Source organism: Kitasatospora sp. NPDC002040, from assembly GCF_040296785.1.
In the GTDB taxonomy this organism is placed as follows: domain Bacteria; phylum Actinomycetota; class Actinomycetes; order Streptomycetales; family Streptomycetaceae; genus Kitasatospora.
Genome location: NZ_JBEOXV010000008.1, coordinates 114,103 through 131,662, shown reverse-complemented (window position 1 = coordinate 131,662; position 17,560 = coordinate 114,103). Strand labels below are relative to the sequence as shown.

18 protein-coding genes are annotated in these 17,560 nt (G+C 70.5%); 10 read left to right on the top strand and 8 right to left on the bottom strand.

Features of this window, described 5'->3' with window-relative positions:
- Positions 1-26: 26 nt before the first annotated feature.
- From ctaE to ABT118_RS19830, 5 genes are all read left to right on the top strand, one after another.
- Positions 27-647 carry an aa3-type cytochrome oxidase subunit III gene (gene ctaE, locus ABT118_RS19850; protein ID WP_350670105.1) on the top strand — a complete coding sequence of 207 codons (621 nt, stop codon included), beginning with the start codon at positions 27-29 and terminating at the stop codon, positions 645-647.
- Positions 648-786: 139 nt separating this feature from the next.
- On the top strand, positions 787-1,596 hold the full coding sequence (gene qcrC, locus ABT118_RS19845) for a cytochrome bc1 complex diheme cytochrome c subunit (protein ID WP_350670104.1): 810 nt from the start codon (positions 787-789) through the stop codon (positions 1,594-1,596).
- A complete protein-coding gene (qcrA, locus tag ABT118_RS19840) occupies positions 1,593-2,663 on the top strand; it encodes a cytochrome bc1 complex Rieske iron-sulfur subunit (RefSeq protein WP_350670102.1) in 1,071 nt (356 codons plus the stop codon). Before qcrC ends, qcrA begins: the two co-directional genes overlap by 4 nt.
- A complete protein-coding gene (gene qcrB / locus ABT118_RS19835) occupies positions 2,660-4,312 on the top strand; it encodes a cytochrome bc1 complex cytochrome b subunit (protein WP_350670100.1) in 1,653 nt (550 codons plus the stop codon). Before qcrA ends, qcrB begins: the two co-directional genes overlap by 4 nt.
- Before the next feature lie 82 nt (positions 4,313-4,394).
- Complete coding sequence (locus ABT118_RS19830; RefSeq protein WP_350670098.1) at positions 4,395-4,793, top strand: GntR family transcriptional regulator; 399 nt, start codon at positions 4,395-4,397, stop codon at positions 4,791-4,793.
- Position 4,794: 1 nt separating this feature from the next.
- Here ABT118_RS19830 and ABT118_RS19825 read toward each other — a convergent pair whose 3' ends face one another.
- The 4 genes from ABT118_RS19825 to ctaC form a co-directional block, all read right to left on the bottom strand.
- Positions 4,795-6,048, bottom strand: a complete 1,254-nt coding sequence (locus ABT118_RS19825) for a L,D-transpeptidase (RefSeq protein ID WP_350670095.1) — start codon at positions 6,046-6,048, stop codon at positions 4,795-4,797.
- A gap of 173 nt (positions 6,049-6,221) precedes the next feature.
- Entirely contained in the window at positions 6,222-6,638 is a 417-nt protein-coding gene (locus tag ABT118_RS19820; protein ID WP_350670093.1) for a cytochrome c oxidase subunit 4, read from the bottom strand.
- Positions 6,638-8,419 carry an aa3-type cytochrome oxidase subunit I gene (gene ctaD / locus ABT118_RS19815; protein WP_350670091.1) on the bottom strand — a complete coding sequence of 594 codons (1,782 nt, stop codon included), beginning with the start codon at positions 8,417-8,419 and terminating at the stop codon, positions 6,638-6,640. Before ctaD ends, ABT118_RS19820 begins: the two co-directional genes overlap by 1 nt.
- Entirely contained in the window at positions 8,416-9,267 is an 852-nt protein-coding gene (gene ctaC / locus ABT118_RS19810) for an aa3-type cytochrome oxidase subunit II (RefSeq protein WP_350670089.1), read from the bottom strand. The genes ctaD and ctaC overlap by 4 nt, the downstream gene beginning before the upstream one ends.
- Positions 9,268-9,611: 344 nt before the next feature.
- Here ctaC and ABT118_RS19805 point away from each other — a divergent pair, with 344 nt between their 5' ends.
- A complete protein-coding gene (locus ABT118_RS19805; protein WP_350670088.1) occupies positions 9,612-10,997 on the top strand; it encodes a cysteine desulfurase/sulfurtransferase TusA family protein in 1,386 nt (461 codons plus the stop codon).
- Between the two features lie 166 nt (positions 10,998-11,163).
- On the opposite strand, the gene ABT118_RS19800 is transcribed toward ABT118_RS19805, so the two are convergent.
- Positions 11,164-12,141, bottom strand: coding sequence for a carbohydrate kinase family protein (locus ABT118_RS19800; protein ID WP_350670086.1), 978 nt, complete (start codon positions 12,139-12,141; stop codon positions 11,164-11,166).
- A gap of 242 nt (positions 12,142-12,383) precedes the next feature.
- On the opposite strand from ABT118_RS19800, the gene ABT118_RS19795 reads away from it, so the two are divergent.
- Both ABT118_RS19795 and ABT118_RS19790 read left to right on the top strand, forming a co-directional pair.
- Entirely contained in the window at positions 12,384-12,602 is a 219-nt protein-coding gene (locus ABT118_RS19795) for a hypothetical protein (protein ID WP_350670083.1), read from the top strand.
- 86 nt (positions 12,603-12,688) lie between these two features.
- Positions 12,689-13,279 (top strand): hypothetical protein, encoded by a 591-nt coding sequence (locus ABT118_RS19790; RefSeq protein WP_350670082.1) that lies wholly within the window; start codon positions 12,689-12,691, stop codon positions 13,277-13,279.
- Between the two features lie 79 nt (positions 13,280-13,358).
- Here ABT118_RS19790 and erpA read toward each other — a convergent pair whose 3' ends face one another.
- Positions 13,359-13,712, bottom strand: a complete 354-nt coding sequence (gene erpA, locus ABT118_RS19785) for an iron-sulfur cluster insertion protein ErpA (RefSeq protein WP_057232998.1) — start codon at positions 13,710-13,712, stop codon at positions 13,359-13,361.
- A gap of 207 nt (positions 13,713-13,919) precedes the next feature.
- Here erpA and ABT118_RS19780 point away from each other — a divergent pair, with 207 nt between their 5' ends.
- On the top strand, positions 13,920-14,792 hold the full coding sequence (locus ABT118_RS19780; protein ID WP_350670078.1) for a GNAT family N-acetyltransferase: 873 nt from the start codon (positions 13,920-13,922) through the stop codon (positions 14,790-14,792).
- Positions 14,793-14,810: 18 nt separating this feature from the next.
- Positions 14,811-15,479: a (2Fe-2S)-binding protein gene (locus tag ABT118_RS19775; protein WP_350670074.1), complete on the top strand. Its 669-nt coding sequence runs from the start codon at positions 14,811-14,813 to the stop codon at positions 15,477-15,479.
- Between the two features lies 1 nt (position 15,480).
- On the opposite strand, the gene ABT118_RS19770 is transcribed toward ABT118_RS19775, so the two are convergent.
- Together ABT118_RS19770 and ABT118_RS19765 are read right to left on the bottom strand one after the other, a co-directional pair.
- A complete protein-coding gene (locus tag ABT118_RS19770) occupies positions 15,481-16,842 on the bottom strand; it encodes a pyridoxal phosphate-dependent decarboxylase family protein (RefSeq protein WP_350670071.1) in 1,362 nt (453 codons plus the stop codon).
- Between the two features lie 197 nt (positions 16,843-17,039).
- Positions 17,040-17,504, bottom strand: a complete 465-nt coding sequence (locus ABT118_RS19765; RefSeq protein WP_350670069.1) for an Lrp/AsnC family transcriptional regulator — start codon at positions 17,502-17,504, stop codon at positions 17,040-17,042.
- Between the last annotated feature and the right edge of the window lie 56 nt (positions 17,505-17,560).

Below are 17,560 nucleotides of genomic sequence, written 5' to 3'. Positions count from 1 at the left end.
TGAAGACGGAATAAGGGACCGACATAATGTCCGTCGTGGCGACAGCAACAGCAACAGAAACCGGACACGCGCACGGAGCGGTCAACAGGCCGAACCTGGTCAGCGTCGGAACCATCGTCTGGCTGAGCTCGGAGCTGATGTTCTTCGCGGCCCTGTTCGCGATGTACTTCACGCTCCGCTCGGTCAAGGGCCCAGAGTTCTGGACCGAGAAGGCCCACGCCCTCAACGTGCCCTTCTCGTCGGTGAACACCACGATCCTGGTGCTCTCCTCCCTCACCTGCCAGCTCGGCGTCTTCGCCGCCGAGCGCGGTGACGTGAAGAAGCTCCGCTCGTGGTTCATGATCACCTTCGTGATGGGTGCGATCTTCATCGGCGGCCAGATCTTCGAGTACACCGAGCTGGTCAAGAAGGACGGCCTCTCGCTGTCCTCCGACCCGTACGGCACGGTGTTCTACCTGACCACCGGCTTCCACGGTCTGCACGTGACGGGTGGTCTGATCGCGTTCCTGCTGGTCCTGGCACGGACGTACGCAGCCAAGCGGTTCACGCACGAGCAGGCCACCGCCGCGATCGTGGTGTCGTACTACTGGCACTTCGTCGACGTCGTGTGGATCGGCCTGTTCGCGACCATCTACCTGATCAAGTAACCAGCTGATCAGGTCGCTGGCCGACGGCCGGAGCCGTACCCGCACCGACCGACCGCGCGCGTCCCCGCAGCCGACCCGGGCAGACCGGGCCGCGAGGCACGCCCACCAGCCGACCAGATCCTGACCCCGGGGTTAATCCGTGAAAAAGCTCTCCGCACGACGGCGCCATCCACTGGCGGCGCTGGTCGTCCTACTCTTCGCCCTGGCGGCCACCGGGGGGCTGTACGCCGCGTTCTTGCCCGCCGAGAAGGCGCAGGCCGACAGCTCGGTGCAGTCGCTCGCGATCGATGAGGGCAAGAAGCTCTTCGCCGTCGGCTGCTCCTCCTGCCATGGTCTGAACGGCGAGGGCAGCTCGGACGGTCCGAGCCTGGTCGGCGTCGGTTCCGCAGCGGTGGACTTCCAGGTTGCGACCGGCCGGATGCCGGCCCAGCAGCCCGGCGCCCAGGTGCCGAAGAAGAAGAACATCTACAGCCAGACCGAGATCGACCAGATGGCCGCCTTCGTGGCCTCGCTCGGCCCCGGCCCGGTCGTTCCCGGCAAGGAGCAGTACACCTCCACCAACCCGGACGACGTGGCGAAGGGTGGCGAGCTGTTCCGTACCAACTGCTCCCAGTGCCACAACTTCGCGGGCCAGGGCGGTGCCCTGACGAAGGGCAAGTACGCCCCCTCGCTCGAGGGCGTGGACGCCAAGCACATCTACGAGGCCATGCAGACCGGCCCGCAGAACATGCCCTCCTTCCCCGACGGCATCATGCCCGAGGAGCAGAAGCGGCAGATCGTGGCCTTCGTCCGCCACACCACCAACGACGAGCCCAACCCCGGCGGTCTGAGCCTGGGCAGCCTCGGCCCGGTGACCGAGGGTCTGTTCGGTTGGATCTTCGGACTCGGCAGCCTGATCGCGATCGCGATCTGGGTCGCCGCCCACACCACCAAGGCCAAGAAGTCATGAGCCACGACAACATGTCCAAGGACAACCTGCCGGAGTCGCACGACTCCCACGGCGCCGAGGTCGCCCCGCACGGGGACCCGTTCGCCGACCCGGGCCTGCCGGCCCACCAGCCGCGTCGGACCGACATCGACGAGAAGGCCGCGAACCGGGCCGAGCGCCAGGTCTCGCTGCTCTTCATCCTGTCGATGCTGTCGACCATCGGGTTCATCGCGTCCTTCGTGATCTTCCCGATCGACAAGATCGTCTACATCTTCCCGATCGGTCACGTCAGCGCGCTGAACTTCTCGCTCGGCCTGACCCTCGGGGTGGCGCTCTTCTGCATCGGCGCGGGCGCGGTCCACTGGGCCCGCACCCTGATGTCGGACCACGAGCTGCCGGCCGAGCGCCACGCGATCGAGGCCGACGACGAGGTCCGCGCGGACGTCATCGAGCAGTTCAAGACCGGCGCCGCCGAGTCCGGCTTCGGCCGCCGCAAGATGATCCGCAACACGCTGATCGGGTCGATGGCCCTGGTGCCGCTCTCCGGTGTGGTGCTGCTCCGCGACCTCGGGCCGCTGCCCGAGGACAAGCTGGAGCACACCGGCTGGAAGGAGGCCACCACGGCCAAGCCGCTCCAGCTGATCAACATGAACACCAATGAGCCGATGAAGCCCGAGGACATCATCGTCGGCTCGCTGAGCTTCGCGAAGCCCGAGGGCCTCGAAGAGGACGCGCACGACTTCCAGGTTCAGATCGCCAAGGACGCCCTGATGCTGATCCGGATCGCTCCGGAGGACATCAAGGACAAGGAGTCCCGCGAGAAGGGCTTCGAGGGCATCCTCGCCTACTCGAAGATCTGCACCCACGTCGGCTGCCCGATCAGCCTCTACGAGCAGCAGACCCACCACGCACTGTGCCCCTGCCACCAGTCGACCTTCGACCTGGCGGACGGCGCCCGCGTGATCTTCGGCCCGGCCGGCCACCCGCTGCCGCAGCTGAAGATCACCGTTGACGAGAAGGGCTACCTGGTCGCCACCGGCGACTTCGACGAGCCCGTTGGTCCGAGTTACTGGGAGCGCAGCCGATGACCGCGAGCAGCACCAGCGGTGCCGCCAAGCCGGCCAGCACCCGTGCCAAGCCCGCCAACAAGGCGGAGTCGGCCGCGGACTGGGTGGACGGCCGGCTGGGCCTCTACACCCTGGCCCGGGCCAACCTGCGGAAGATCTTCCCGGACCACTGGTCCTTCATGCTCGGCGAGATCTGCCTCTACACCTTCATCATCATCATCCTGACCGGCGTCTACCTGACGCTGTTCTTCACCCCGAGCATGGGCGAGACCGTCTACCACGGCTCCTACGCCCCGCTGCAGGGCATCCGGATGTCGGAGGCGTACGCCTCCACCCTGGACATCTCGTTCGAGGTCCGCGGTGGCCTGCTGATCCGTCAGATCCACCACTGGGCCGCGCTGGTGTTCGTCGCCGCGATGCTCGTGCACATGATGCGCGTGTTCTTCACCGGCGCGTTCCGCAAGCCGCGCGAGGTCAACTGGCTGTTCGGCTTCCTGCTGCTGTTCCTGGGCATGTTCGACGGCTTCATGGGCTACTCGCTCCCGGACGACCTGCTCTCCGGTACGGGTATCCGCTTCATGGAGGGCGCGGTCCTGGCCGTGCCGCTGGTCGGCACGTACCTGCAGATGTTCCTGTTCGGCGGGGAGTTCCCCGGCACCGACATCGTGCCGCGGTTCTTCACCATCCACGTGCTGCTGATCCCGGGCGTCATGCTGGGCCTGCTGGTGGCCCACCTGATCCTGGTCTTCTACCACAAGCACACCCAGTGGGCGGGCCCGGGCAAGACCGAGAAGAACGTCGTCGGCATGCCGCTGATGCCGGTCTACATGGCCAAGGCCGGTGGCTTCTTCTTCCTGGTCTTCGGCATCATCGCGATGGTCTCGGCGATCGCGACCATCAACCCGATCTGGGCGTACGGCCCGTACCGCCCCGACCAGGTGTCGACCGACGCCCAGCCGGACTGGTACATGGGCTTCTCCGAGGGCCTGATCCGGATCATGCCGGGCTGGGAGATCGGCCTCTGGGGCCACACCCTCAACCTGGGTGTGTTCGTGCCGCTGATGATCTTCCCGCTGGTCCTGGTGGCCATCGCGGTCTACCCGTTCATCGAGAGCTGGGTGACCGGCGACAAGCGCGAGCACCACATCCTGGACCGCCCGCGCAACGCCCCGGTCCGCACCGGTCTCGGCGCGGCCTGGATCAGCCTCTACCTGGTCCTGCTGATCGGTGGTGGCAACGACCTGTTCGCCACCCACCTGCACCTCTCGATCAACGACATCACGTACTTCGTGCGGGTCGGGTTCTTCGTGGTGCCGGTGATCACCTTCTTCGTCACCAAGCGCTGGTGCCTCGGCCTCCAGCGCCGCGACAAGGACAAGGTGCTGCACGGTCGCGAGACCGGCGTCATCAAGCGCCTGCCGCACGGCGAGTTCGTCGAGATCCACGCGCAGCTGCCCGCCGGCAAGCTCCACACCTACACCGCGCACGAGCAGCCGCAGCCGCTCGAACTGCCGGACGAGGTCGACGAGAACGGCGTCAAGCGCAAGGTCGGCGTCATCGCCAAGACCCGCGCCAAGCTCTCCCAGGGCTTCTACGGCGAGGGGAACCAGATCCCCAAGCCCACCGCCGAGGAGCACCACGAGATCACCAGCGGCCACGGCCACCACTGATCCCGAGGCTGACCGCGCAGTCGCCACAGCCGATGGCCCCCCACCGTTCGCGGTGGGGGGCCATCGGCCTTGCTGCGGCAGAATGTGGGCCAACGAAGCGTCAGGAGACCCCGTGCAGCTGTCCGTCGACCACGATGCCGCCACTCCCCCGTACGAGCAGGTACGGGCCCAGATCGCCGACCAGGCCCGGAGCGGGACGCTGCCGGCCGGCCTCAAGCTCCCCACCGTCCGGGCCCTGGCCGAGGAACTCGGCCTGGCCGCCAACACGGTGGCCCGGGCCTACCGCGAGCTGGAGGCCGACGGCGTGGTGGAGACCCACGGCCGCCGCGGCACCCTGATCGCCGCCACCGGCGACACCGCCCACAGGCTCGCCGCCGCGGCCGCCGCCGACTACGCGGAGCGCGCCACCCGGCTCGGCCTCGGCCGGGACGAGGCCCTGGCCGCCGTCGCCACCGCGCTCAAGGCCGTGCACGGCGGCTGAGTCAGCGCATCACCGGATCGTCCGCGTGCGCGGCGGCGAGCCGGGTGGGGCCACCGGTGCTCACCGGTGCGCCCAGGGCGCTGTGGGCGACCCAGTCGGCCCAGGGGACGTTCCAGTCGCCGAAGCCGTTGCCGAACGGCTCCATCGGGGCGCCCTTGCTGTTGACCACCTGGACCAGGTCGCCGATCCGGGTCTGGTCGAAGAACCACTTCGCGTTGTCGGTGCTCATCCCGGTGCAGCCGTGGCTGACGTTCTCGACGCCCTGGGAGCCGACCGACCACGGGGCGGCGTGCACGTACTCGCCGCTCCAGGTGACCCGGGTGGCCCACTTCACCTGGAGGTCGTACGCCTCGCTGCTGCCCTCCCGGATGCCGATCGACTCGCCGTTCATCCGGACCTGCGCCTCCTGGCCGAGCACGACCTTGATCCCGTTGCGGGTGGAGAAGCCGGGCTTGCCGGTGGTGACCGGGATCGACCTGACCTCCTCGCCGTTGCGGCGGTACGTCAGGTAGTGCGAGCCGGCGTCCACCACCACCTCGACCCGGTCGCCGGTGCTCAGCGAGCGGCTGACCGGCTCGCCGCCGTACAGGCCGTCCGCGATCGGCACGCCCTTGAGGTCGAAGGCGAACCGGATCTTCGCGTTGGCGGGCCAGTAGTCCTTCGGCCGGAAGTGCAGGTTCTTGCCGTCGACCCAGTACCAGGCACCCGTCACGGCGGGCTCGGAGGCCACCGTCAGGCCCCGTTCGACCTCCTGCCGGGCGGCGGGGTCCTTGACCGCCTCGGAGAGCTCCACGGTGAGCGGCTGGCCCACGCCGTAGACGCCGGTGCCGGCGGAGTCGGGGCCGAGCTCGGCGGTGAGCAGCCTGGTGGCCGCGACGGTGCCGAACTCGCTGCTGGTCTCGCCCCGGCCGCCCTTGCCGTCGTCCGCGGCGACCCTGACCGCGTACCGGGTGTCCGCCTTGAGCCGGCCGGTGCTCTGCCAGCTCTTCAGGTCGGCCGCGAGCCTGCCCGGCACCACCCGGCCGTCGGCCCCGGTGACGGTGACGTCGGTGAGGCGGCCGCCCTGGTCGGCGGTGACGGTGAAAGGTTTCGCCGGGTCCACCGCACCGTTCGCGGAGGTGTGCACCAGCCCGCTGACGTCCACCGGTGCGGCGGGCCGCACCACGGCCGCGGAGCCGCCGGAGGACGAGCAGCCGGCCAGCGGGGCCAGCACCAGCAGGGCGGCGGTCAGTGCGACTCCGGGCCTGGTCTTCACGGCTGCCTCCTGGGTCCGACGACGTATCAGATCGTAGGAACAGCCGACCCCGCCGGGCCTCCGGCGGGGGCCCCGGTTGACCCGAGCGGGTGATCACCTCACCCGGTGGGCCCTACAAATCGAGCGGCCGGACACCCCGTCAGGGATGCCCGGCCGCTCGGTGCGGGGAGAACCTACTGGTTCTGGTCCTCACCGCGGTAGAACTCGAAGACCCAGCCGAACAGGCCGATCAGGATGATCGGGATCGACCAGTACAGCAGCCACCAGCCGAAGATGACGCCCATGAACGCGAGCGCGCCACCGATCGCCAGCGAGAGCGGCTGCCAGCTGTGCGGGGCGAAGAAGCCCAGGTCACCGGCGTCGTCCGCGACCTCGGCCTCGGGGTTGTCACCCGCGCCGGTGTCGACCCGCTTGGCGGTGTACGCGAGGTAGTAGCCGACCATCGCGCACAGGGCGAAGGCGAGGAAGAGCGCCGTGGTGCCGGCCGCCTCCACACCGTGCTCGGAGTGGTTGGTCCACACGCCGTAGGTGATGGCCATCGCCAGGATGAAGACGGCGAAGCCGATGAAGATCTTGCCCTGTTCCTTCATCAGGCGTCGCCCTCCTTGGTGGGAGCCTTGCCCAGCTTGGGGGCGTCGTACTTCGCGGGCGTGACGCCCTCGAAGTGCTTGGCCGGCTCACCGTGGTACTCGAGGTAGTCGAGCGCGGCGATGTCCGGGTGGTGCAGGTCGAACGCCGGGGATTCCGAACGGATCCGGGGCAGGGTGAGGAAGTTGTGCCGCGGCGGCGGGCAGGAGGTCGCCCACTCGAGCGAACGGCCGTAGCCCCACGGGTCGTCGACCTCGATCTTCTCGCCGTACTTCGCGGTCTTCCAGACGTTGTAGAGGAACGGCAGGATCGACAGACCGAGCAGGAACGACGCGATGGTCGAGATGGTGTTCAGCGTGGTGAAGCCGTCCGAGGCCAGGTAGTCGGCGTAGCGGCGGGGCATGCCCTCCGCGCCGAGCCAGTGCTGGACCAGGAAGGTGCCGTGGAAGCCGATGAACAGCGTCCAGAAGGTGATCTTGCCAAGGCGCTCGTCGAGCATCTTGCCGGTCATCTTCGGCCACCAGAAGTGGAAGCCGGCGAACATCGCGAACACCACGGTGCCGAACACCACGTAGTGGAAGTGCGCCACCACGAAGTACGAGTCCGAGACGTGGAAGTCGATCGGCGGGGAGGCGAGCAGAACACCCGTCAGACCGCCGAACAGGAAGGTCACCAGGAAGCCGACCGTCCAGAGCATCGGGGTCTCGAAGCTCAGCGAGCCCTTCCACATGGTGCCGACCCAGTTGAAGAACTTCACACCGGTCGGGACCGCGATCAGGAAGGTCATGAACGAGAAGAACGGCAGCAGCACTTGGCCCGTGACGTACATGTGGTGCGCCCACACCGTCACCGACAGGCCGGCGATCGCGATGGTGGCCGCGATCAGGCCGGAGTAGCCGAACATCGGCTTGCGGCTGAAGACCGGGATGATCTCCGAGACGATGCCGAAGAACGGCAGCGCGATGATGTACACCTCGGGGTGACCGAAGAACCAGAACAGGTGCTGCCAGAGCAGCGCCCCGCCGTTGGCCGGGTCGAAGACGTGCGCCCCGAACTTCCGGTCCGCCTCCAGGGCGAACAGCGCGGCCGCGAGGACCGGGAAGGCCAGCAGCACCAGCACGGCGGTCAGCAGGACGTTCCAGACGAAGATCGACATCCGGAACATCGTCATGCCGGGGGCGCGCATGCAGATGATGGTGGTGATGAAGTTGACCGAGCCGAGGATGGTGCCGAAGCCGGAGAAGGCCAGACCCATGATCCACATGTCGGCGCCGACGCCCGGCGAGCGGACCGCGTCCGACAGCGGGGAGTAGGCGAACCAGCCGAAGTCGGCCGCACCCTGGGGGGTGAGGAAGCCGGCCACCGCGATGATCGAGCCGAACAGGTAGAGCCAGTAGGCGAACATGTTCAGTCGCGGGAAGGCGACGTCAGGGGCACCGATCTGGAGCGGCATGATCCAGTTCGCGAAGCCCGCGAAGAGCGGGGTCGCGAACATCAGCAGCATGATCGTGCCGTGCATGGTGAACGCCTGGTTGAACTGCTCGTTCGAGACGATCTGCGTCCCCGGACGAGCCAACTCGGCGCGCATCACCAGCGCGAGCACACCACCGATCAGGAAGAACGCGAACGACGTCCCCAGGTACAGGGTGCCGATCGTCTTGTGGTCGGTGGTGGTCAGCCACTTGATGATGGTGGACCCGGGCTTGCGGGTCCGCTCGGTGCCGGCCGTGACCGTAGCCCCGGCAGCCCCGCCGGCGGCGGCGGGCTCGTTGAGGATAGTCACTTCTCACTTCCCATGGTGAAGATGCCCGAGGGCACCGCGCCCTTCTGGCCCTTGGCCCGAAGCTCCGCCAGGTGCTTGTCGTACTCGGCGCGCTCAACGACCTTGACGTTGAAGAGCATCCGCGAGTGGTCGACACCGCAGAGCTCCGCGCACTTGCCGCGGTAGGTGCCGAGCGCGGTCGGGGTGACCTCGAACTTGTTCACCACGCCCGGGACGACGTCCTGCTTCATCAGGAAGTTCACCGGCCAGAAGTCGTGGATGACGTCCCGCGAGGTGAGGCGGAACTGCACCGTCTCGTTGATCGGCAGGTAGAGCGTCGGCGGCTCGGCCGGGGTGCCGACCTCGTACGCGGCCTGGGTGTTGGCCGGGTCCGGGTTCTCGGTGTTCTCGTAGTTGAACGCCCAGCTCCACTGGAAGCCGACCACGTTGACCATGTGGTCCGGCTTGGCGGAGGTCTGGGTCAACCGCTCCTCGTCGCGCGCGACGAAGTAGAAGAGCACCGAGACGATGACGAGGGGGACCGCGGTGTACAACGCCTCGATGGGCAGGTTGTACCGGGTCTGCGGGGGGACCTCCACCTTGGTGCGGCTGCGGCGGTGGAAGATCACACTCCAGATGATCAGACCCCACATCAGTGCGCCGACCACCAGAGCCGCAATCCAGGAGCCCTGCCACATCCGGAGGACCATCGGGCCCTCGGCGGTGACGGGGCTCGGGAGGCCAAGCCTGGGGAGGTCGTTGGCCGAGCAGCCGGTGGCGGTCGCGATGACGAGGCCCAGTGCCAGCGCCTGAGGCAGCTTCCGCCGCATCGTGCGCCGCGGCGAGCGGTCGGAGCCGTTGGGACTCACGTAGCGCCTTCCCGAAGTCTCGCCCGAGATCGCGTCGCTGCCGGGAGTCGCTGTGCGCGCCTCCCCGGCGACCCGGCCACGGGCACGGTTTGAATGCTTATGCGGGCCAAACGCTACTCCATCCTTATGCGGCACTCACGAGCAGCCCCCGGTAACGCGCCGCCCGGCTACCCGATCAGCCCCCAAAGGAGTGGAGTCGCAGGTCAATGCTGCCGTTCGAGGCTCGCACGGACACCCGGACAGCGGCCCCCGGACACGCGGGTGACGGACCGTCGGCCACCCGACCGGGTGCCCACGAACCAGAACAAAAAGGGTGCCGTCTGACGGTGAGTAGGGTGTGTTCCGTGTCCTATTTCGACGTCGCCTCCACCACTCCGCTGCACCCCGTCGCCCGGCAGGCGCTGCTCGCCGCCCTGGACGAGGGCTGGGCGGACCCGGCCCGGCTCTACCGTTCCGGGCGGCAGGCCAGGATGCTGCTGGACGCGGCCCGGGAGACGGTCGCCGAGGTACTGGGGTGCCGTCCGGACGAGATCTCCTTCACCTCCGGCGGCACCCAGGCGGTCCAGTCCGGGATCCTCGGCGCCCTGACCGGCCGTCGCCGGACGGGCCGTCACCTGCTCCATTCGGCCGTCGAGCACTCCAGCGTGCTGCACACCGCCGAACGGGTGGAGGCCGACGGCGGCAGCGTCTCGGTCGCCCCGGTGGACCGCCAGGGCCGGGTCTCCGCCACCGAGTTCGCCGCCCTGGTCCGGGCGGACACCGCACTGGCCGTGCTCCAGTCCGCCAACCACGAGGTCGGCACCCTCCAGCCGGTCGAGGAGACCGCCGCCCTGCTCGGCGACGTCCCGCTGCTGGTGGACGCCGCCCAGTCGGTCGGCCGGGTCCCGGTCCCGTCCGGCTGGGCGCTGCTCACCGCCAGCGCCCACAAGTGGGGCGGCCCGGCCGGCGTCGGCGTGCTCGCCGTCCGCAAGGGCGTCCGGTACGTCTCGCCGCTGCCCGCCGACGAGCGGGAGGGCGGGCGGGTGCCCGGCTATCCGAACGTCCCCGCGATCGTGGCCGCCGCGGCCTCGCTGCGCGCCGTCCGGGCCGAGGCGGCGGACGGGAACGCCCGGCTGCACGCCCTGGTGGAGCGGATCCGCCGTCAGGTGCCGCAGCTGGTCCCCGAGGTGGAGGTGGTCGGCGACCCGGTCCACCGGCTCCCCCACCTGGTCACCTTCTCCTGCCTCTACGTCGACGGCGAGGTCCTGCTCACCGGGCTCGACCGGGCCGGCTTCGCGGTCTCCTCCGGCTCCTCCTGCAGCTCCAGCACCCTGACGCCCAGCCATGTGCTGGCGGCGATGGGCGTGCTGACCGAGGGGAACATCCGGATCTCGCTGCCGAACGACGTCCCCGAGGCCGACGTCACCCGCTTCCTCGACCTGCTCCCCCGCCTGGTCGCCGACATCCGCGCCCCGCTCGGCCTCGACCCGGCCGCCCCCGCCGCCGCCTCGGACACCCTGGTGCTCGACATGCTCGGCAAGCGCTGCCCGCTCCCGGTCATCGAACTCGCCAAACGCATCGGCGAAGTCCCGGTCGGCGGCACCGTCGTGGTCCTCGCCGACGACGAGGCCGCCCGCCTCGACATCCCCGCCTGGTGCGACATGCGCCACCAGACCTACGCCGGCCAGGCCCCACCCACCACCTACGGCTTCGACCGCGGCACGGCCTACCTGGTCACCCGGACCGGGTAGGCACACGGATCAGCCATCAGGGGCCCGGGGAACGGCGGCGCCGACCTCAGTAGAGGTCACGCGTGCGTGGGCGGTCAGGCACTTTCGCCTTTGACCCGCACGCCAGACATCCTCGCCGTTCCCCGAGCCCCTGACCGTAGTTGCCTGGGCTCCTGCGAAAAGCTGATCAGGCGGTGAGCTTGCCGCGGACCTCGGCGGCGGCCTCGTCGCCGTACGCCAGGGCGAAGCGGTCCAGGAACGCCCCGTGCCGCAGCTCGTACTCCTGGGTGCCGACCGTCTCGATCACCAGGGTGGCGAGCATGCAGCCGAGCTGGGCCGAGCGCTCCAGGCCGAAGCCCCAGGAGACGCCCGCCAGGAAGCCGGCCCGGAAGCCGTCGCCCACGCCCGTCGGGTCGGCCTTGCGGTCCTCGGCCGGGCAGGCGACGGTGACGTCGGGCTCGCCGGCCCGCTGGATCCGGACGCCCTTGGCGCCGAGCGTGGTGATCCGGGTGCCGACCCGGCCGAGGATCTCCTCGGCGTCCCAGCCGGTCTTGGTCTCGATCAGCGCGGCCTCGTACTCGTTGGTGAACAGGTACGCGGCGCCGTCGACGATGTCCCGGATGTCCTCGCCCTCCAGGCGGGCCAGCTGCTGGGACGGGTCGGCGGCGAAGGCGTAGCCGCGGGTGCGGCACTCCTGGGTGTGCCGGACCATCGCCTGCGGGTCGTCCGCACCGATCAGCACCAGGTCGAGCCCGCCGACCCGGTCGTGGATCGGCTTCAGCTCGATGTTGCGGGCCTCGGACATCGCGCCGGTGTAGAAGGAGGCGATCTGGTTGTGGTCCAGGTCCGTGGTGCACATGAAGCGCGCGGTGTGCGCGGTCTCCGAGATGTGCACGGACTCGGTGTCCACGCCGTTGCGCTCCAGCCAGCTGCGGTACTCCTCGAAGTCCGCGCCGGCCGCGCCGACCAGGATCGGGCGCAGGCCGAGCACGCCCATGCCGAAGGCGATGTTCGGGGCGACCCCGCCGCGACGGATGTCGAGGGTGTCCACCAGGAACGAGAGCGAGACCGTGTGCAACTGCTCGGCGACCAACTGGTCGGCGAAACGGCCCGGGAAGGTCGTCAGATGGTCGGTGGCGATCGAGCCGGCGACGGCGATGCGCACTGGTACTCCTCAGGTGGCCGGGTGAGGGGCCGGAAACAGCGGTGAAATTGACCCTCACACGGTACCGGGCCGTCCCCGGGCTGCCCACCACGCCTCCGCGCCACCCGGTCGGGTACTACCGCGGGGTAGCTCTGGCCCGGGGCCCCGGGCCGATCTAGGGTCGGGGGTACCGGGGCCGGACCAGCCGCCCCGTTCTGGTCCGCGGTGCTCCGCCCGCGGCCCGCCGATCGGAGCGAAGACCGATGATGCCGAACCGGCCGACCCTGCACGTCCCGTCCGCCCTGAAGGGTGAGGCCGATGCCGACTCCCTTGACGCGCTGGTGAGTTCGTCCCGGCGGATGGAGCCGTTCTGGCCCGCCCACGCCGTCCCGACCGAGCCGGTGCACACGGTGCCCACCGGTGTCTCGGTGCCCTCCCGCACCCGCCGCCTGGTGGCCGGAATGTCCGAGTACGGGGCCTGACGGAACCGGATTCCTCCCGGGCACGTCAAAGTCGCACAGCGCCGCTGCGGTAGCGGAGCGCTGAGCCCTCGGGAGGAACACGCACCATGGACCAGAACACCGCAGCCACCCCGCACCGACTCCGGCGGACCCTCGCCGCCTCCGCGCTGCTGCTCACGCTCGGCGCCGCGGCGGCCTGCGGGCAGGCGGGCTCCGACGCGTCCGGCGCCCAGTCCGGCTCGCCCGCCGCGTCGAGCCCGGCCGGCTCGCCTTCGGACCCGGCCGCCTCGCCGTCGAGCCCGATGCCCAAGCCGTCGATGCCGAAGACGTCCCCCGAGCCGACCCCGACCACCCCGCCCGCCCCGGGCATCGCGGTGGGCGAGCCCGACCCGAGCGGCAAGCTGCCCGCCAGTTCGTACTGGGTGAACGGCCAGCGGCTGACCGTGGTCTTCTACGGCGGGATCTGCGAGAAGTACGGGCTGAAGCTGGACGAGTCCAAGCCGGGCACGGTGCTGGCCAAGGTGGTGGTGACGGAGCCGGTGCAGCCCGGCACCAGCTGCGCCGCGGTGGCCAAGCAGCAGGAGGTCGCGGCCGACCTGAAGGCTCCGCTGGACGGCCGGACGGTCTTCGACCAGGGCACCATGCAGAAGCTGACCCCGGTGCCCGGCCCCGACCCGGTGGGCGGCCCGAAGTACTGAGCCCGAACCACCCAGCCCGAAGAACCCGGGCATGCGGAAGGCCCCCGAGGCGGTCACCTCGGGGGCCTTCGCACTGCTGCTAGCTGAACGAGTCGCCGCAGGCGCAGGAGCCGGTGGCGTTCGGGTTGTCGATCGTGAAGCCCTGCTTCTCGATGGTGTCGACGAAGTCGACGGTCGCGCCGCCGAGGTAGGGGGCGCTCATCCGGTCGGTCACGACCTTGACGCCGTTGAAGTCCTTCACCACGTCGCCGTCGAGCGAGCGCTCGTCGAAGAACAGCTGGTACCGCAGGCCCGAGCAGCCACCGGGCTGCACGGCGACGCGCAGCGCGAGGTCGTCGCGGCCTTCCTGGTCCAGCAGCCCCTTGACCTTGGCCGCGGCGGCATCGGAGAGGAGCAGACCACTCTCGACGGTGGTCTCGTCCTGGACGCTCATCTGTGTACTCCCGGTCTGTGACGACGATCTGCCGCCAGTGCCAACCAGCGGCCGCCCGGATTCATTTCCCGGGCGGTGGTCCTGTTGGGGAACGTGGTGCGTAACCCACTCCCCTGCCACCCATGCTCGCACACCGGCGGACCGTGGTCATCGTCCGATCCTGTGAAACGGCCCGCCCCGCGGACGCCCCGGCGGCAGGATGGGGAGGTGATCATTCGTCAGCTCAGGGACACGTCCGCCGACGCCGAGGCCGTCGAGCAGGTCAGCCGCGCGGCCTTCCGCCACCTGGCCGGGAAGCCCCAGGACGATCCGCCGGACCCGCACCAGCTGGTCCGCGAGCTCGCCCGGGCGGCGCACCTCGTCCGGCACGACCCGGGCGGCTGCTGGGTCGCCGAGCAGGACGGCCGGGCGATCGGGGTGGCGCTGTCGCTGCGACGGGAGGGGCTCTGGGGGCTCTCGCTGCTCGCGGTACTGCCCGAGGCGCAGGGCCGGGGCGTCGGCCGGATCCTGCTGGAACGGGCCGGCGAGTACGGCCGGGGCTGTCTGCGCGGCCTGCTCTGCTCCTCCGCCGACCCGGCCGCCGCCCGCCGCTACCGGCGGGCCGGATTCACCCTGCACCCGACCATGCAGCTGGCCGGCCCGGTGGACCGGGCCGGACTGGTCGACCCCGGGGACATACCGGTCCATCCCGGCAACGCGACCCAGCTGCACCTGCTGGACTCGGTGGACCGGCGGCTGCGCGGCTCGGCCCACGGGCCCGACCACGCGTTCATGCTGGCGCACTACGACGACCTGCTGATAGCGGACACCCTGGCCGGCAGCGGCTACTGCTACCGCATCGGCGGCGAGGTCAAGCTGCTGGCCGCCACCTCCAAGCGGATCGCCGTCCGGCTGCTGCGCGAGGCGCTGGCCCGGGTGCCGGACGGCGTCCCGGCGCTGGTCTCGCACCTGACCGCCGAGCAGGAGTGGGCGGTCGACGTGGGCCTGGAGCTCGGGCTCTCGCTCTCCACCAGCGGGTACCTGGCGGTCCGGGGCCTGCGGCCGCCGGCCCCGTACGTCCCGAACCCCGGCTTCCTCTGAGCGGCTACCCTGCCTGCCGTGACGGATGCTCAGCAGATCCTGCGACGGACCAGCGCGCTGGGGCCGTTCTTCGCCACCGTGGACGGGCCGCTGCCGCCGGACTTCCGGCCGCTCGGCGAGCTGGCCACGCCCGGGTTCTGGGAGCGGCGGATCAACGAGGTGGGCCCGAGGCTGCGCACCGACGAGCCCCGGGTGGCCGCCTCGGTGGCCCAACTCGGACTGGCGGCCCGGCTCTGGTCGGTGGCGCTGGGTACGGCCGCGCTGGCCGGGGTGGTCCCCGAGCTCGGCCCGGACCGGGCGCACTGGCGGCTGCCGAGGGGCGGCACGCTGGAGCTCTGGGTGCCGGGCGTACGGGCGGGCGAGCCGGTGGCCGCGCTGCGGCAGGCGGTGGCGGTGGAGAACCTGGCGCCGATCGGGGCGGCGATCCGCGCGGTCACCCCGGTGGCCGAGCGGCTGCTCTGGGGGAACGCGGCCTCGGCGCTGGCGGGAGTGCTGAAGGTGCTGCCCCCGACGGTCCGGGCGGTGGCCCGGCCGCTGGTCGGCGGGCTGCTGGAGCAGCCTCCGCTGGTCGGCGGCGGGGGCCCGGCGGGCGCCTTCCGGCGGACCACCTGCTGTCTGTACTACCGGGTGCCGGGCGGCGGCCTGTGCGGCGACTGCGTGCTGGACCGCGCGCCCGGCTCCCGCTGACTCACGCCATGGTGGCGAGGATCTCCTCGACCATCTCGATCGTGGTGCCGGGGTGCAGGAAGGCGAACCGGGCCACCGTCTCGCCGTCCCAGCCGGTCGGGGTGACGAAGCCGATCTGGTCCGCCAACAGCTGCTGGGACCAGCGGTAGTAGTCCTGCTGGGTCCAGCCGGTGCGGCGGAAGCAGACCGAGGAGAGCTGGGGGTCCATCAGGAGCTCCAGGTGCTCGGTGGCCTCGATCAGCGCGGCGGTCTCCCGGGCCAGCGTGAGCCCGGCCTCGATCGCGTCGGTGTACGCCTGGGTGCCGTGCACGGCGAGCGAGAACCAGAGCGGCAGGCCCCGGGCCCGGCGGGTCAGGTGGTAGGCGTAGTCGGTGGGGTTCCACTCGTCGCCCTCGGTGTGCAGCACGTCCAGGTAGGAGGCGTCCTGGGTGTGCACGGCCCGGGCCAGCTGCGGGTTGCGGTAGATCAGCGCGGCGCAGTCGAACGGCGCGAACAGCCACTTGTGCGGGTCGACCACGAAGGAGTCGGCGTGCTCGATGCCGTTGTAGCGCTCCCGGACCGAGGGGGCGAACAGGCCCGCGCCGCCGTACGCGCCGTCGACGTGGAACCACAGGCCGCGCTCGCGGGTGACCTCGGCCAGGCCGGCCAGGTCGTCGACGATGCCCTCGTTGGTGGTGCCCGCGGTGCCGACGACGGCGATCACCGTCTCGGGGTGGGGGTCGGCGGCCAGCGCGGCGCGCAGGGCCTCGCCGGTGAAGCGGCGGTCCACGGCGGGGACCTTGAAGGCCTCGACGCCGATGATGTTGAAGGTGTTCTTCACCGAGGAGTGCACCTGGTCGCAGACCGCGATCCGCAGCTTGGCGTCCGGGCCGAGCGTCCGCCGGGCGGTGTCCCGCGCGACCACCAGGGCGGACAGGTTGCCCGCCGAGCCGCCGGAGACGAAGGTGCCGCCCGCCGACTCGGGCAGGCCGGCCCGGTCCGCTATCAGGCGCAGCACCTGGTTCTCGGCCGCGATCGCGCCGGCCGCCTCCAGCCAGGAGATGCCCTGCAGCGAGGCGCAGGAGACCACCATGTCGAAGAGCAGCGCGGCCTTGGTCGGGGCGCACGGGATGAAGGACAGGTAGCGCGGGCTGTCGGCGGAGATCACCGCGCGGGACAGCTCGTGGTCGTACAGCTTGAGCACGTCGGCCGGGGCGTTGCCGTTCGGGTTGAGCAGGCCGGCCAGCTGGGCCTTGAGGTGCTCGCCGTCGCCGGGGTGGTCCAGCGGTACGGGGTCGTACTGCAGCCGCTCCCGCATGTAGGTGAACACGAGGTCGACCAGCTCGTTGTCCGGCTGGTGCATGCGGTCGGGGGCTGCGGACATGGCTGTCCCTCTCACGGAGTGGGTGTCATGGGAGGCCCGGGGCGGTTGGGGCCTGCCGGACATGATCAGCCTAGGCAGCGAGGGGCTTCCGGCGCGCGTCGGAACCCGGCCGTCCGGGTCGGATTCGGGCGCGTTCGAGGGGGCCCGCGCAGCTTTCCTGCGTCACCCGGCGGACTGCTCCGGACGGGGGTGCCCGGTCAGCCGATCAGCCGGGAGAGCACCACGGAGCTGCGGCTGCGCTGGACGCCGGGCTCCTTGCGGATGCGTTCGATCACGGCCTCCAGGTGCCGGGTGTCGGCGGCCCGCAGGTGCACCAGGGCGTCCGGGTCGCCGGTCACCGTCCAGGCGGCCACCACCTCGGGGAACTGCCGCAGGCTGGCCAGGATCTCCTCGGGCGCGGTCCGCTCCCGGCAGTAGACCTCGACGAAGGCCTCGGTCTGCCAGCCGAGCACGTCGGGGTCGAGGACGACGGTGAAGCCGCGGACCACGCCGCGGGCCCGGAGCCGGTCGATCCGGCGGCGGACGGCGGTGGCCGAGAGGTTGGCCAGCAGCCCGATCTCGGCGTACGAGGCGCGGCCGTCCCGGCTCAGGTGGGCGAGCAGCAGGCGGTCGGTGTCGTCGACGGAGGCCCCGCCCTGATCTGACGGTCTGTTGGTGCTCATCGGTACGGGGCTCCTGGGAAGAAACGAAACGCCGGACCATTCTGCACCGACCGGCA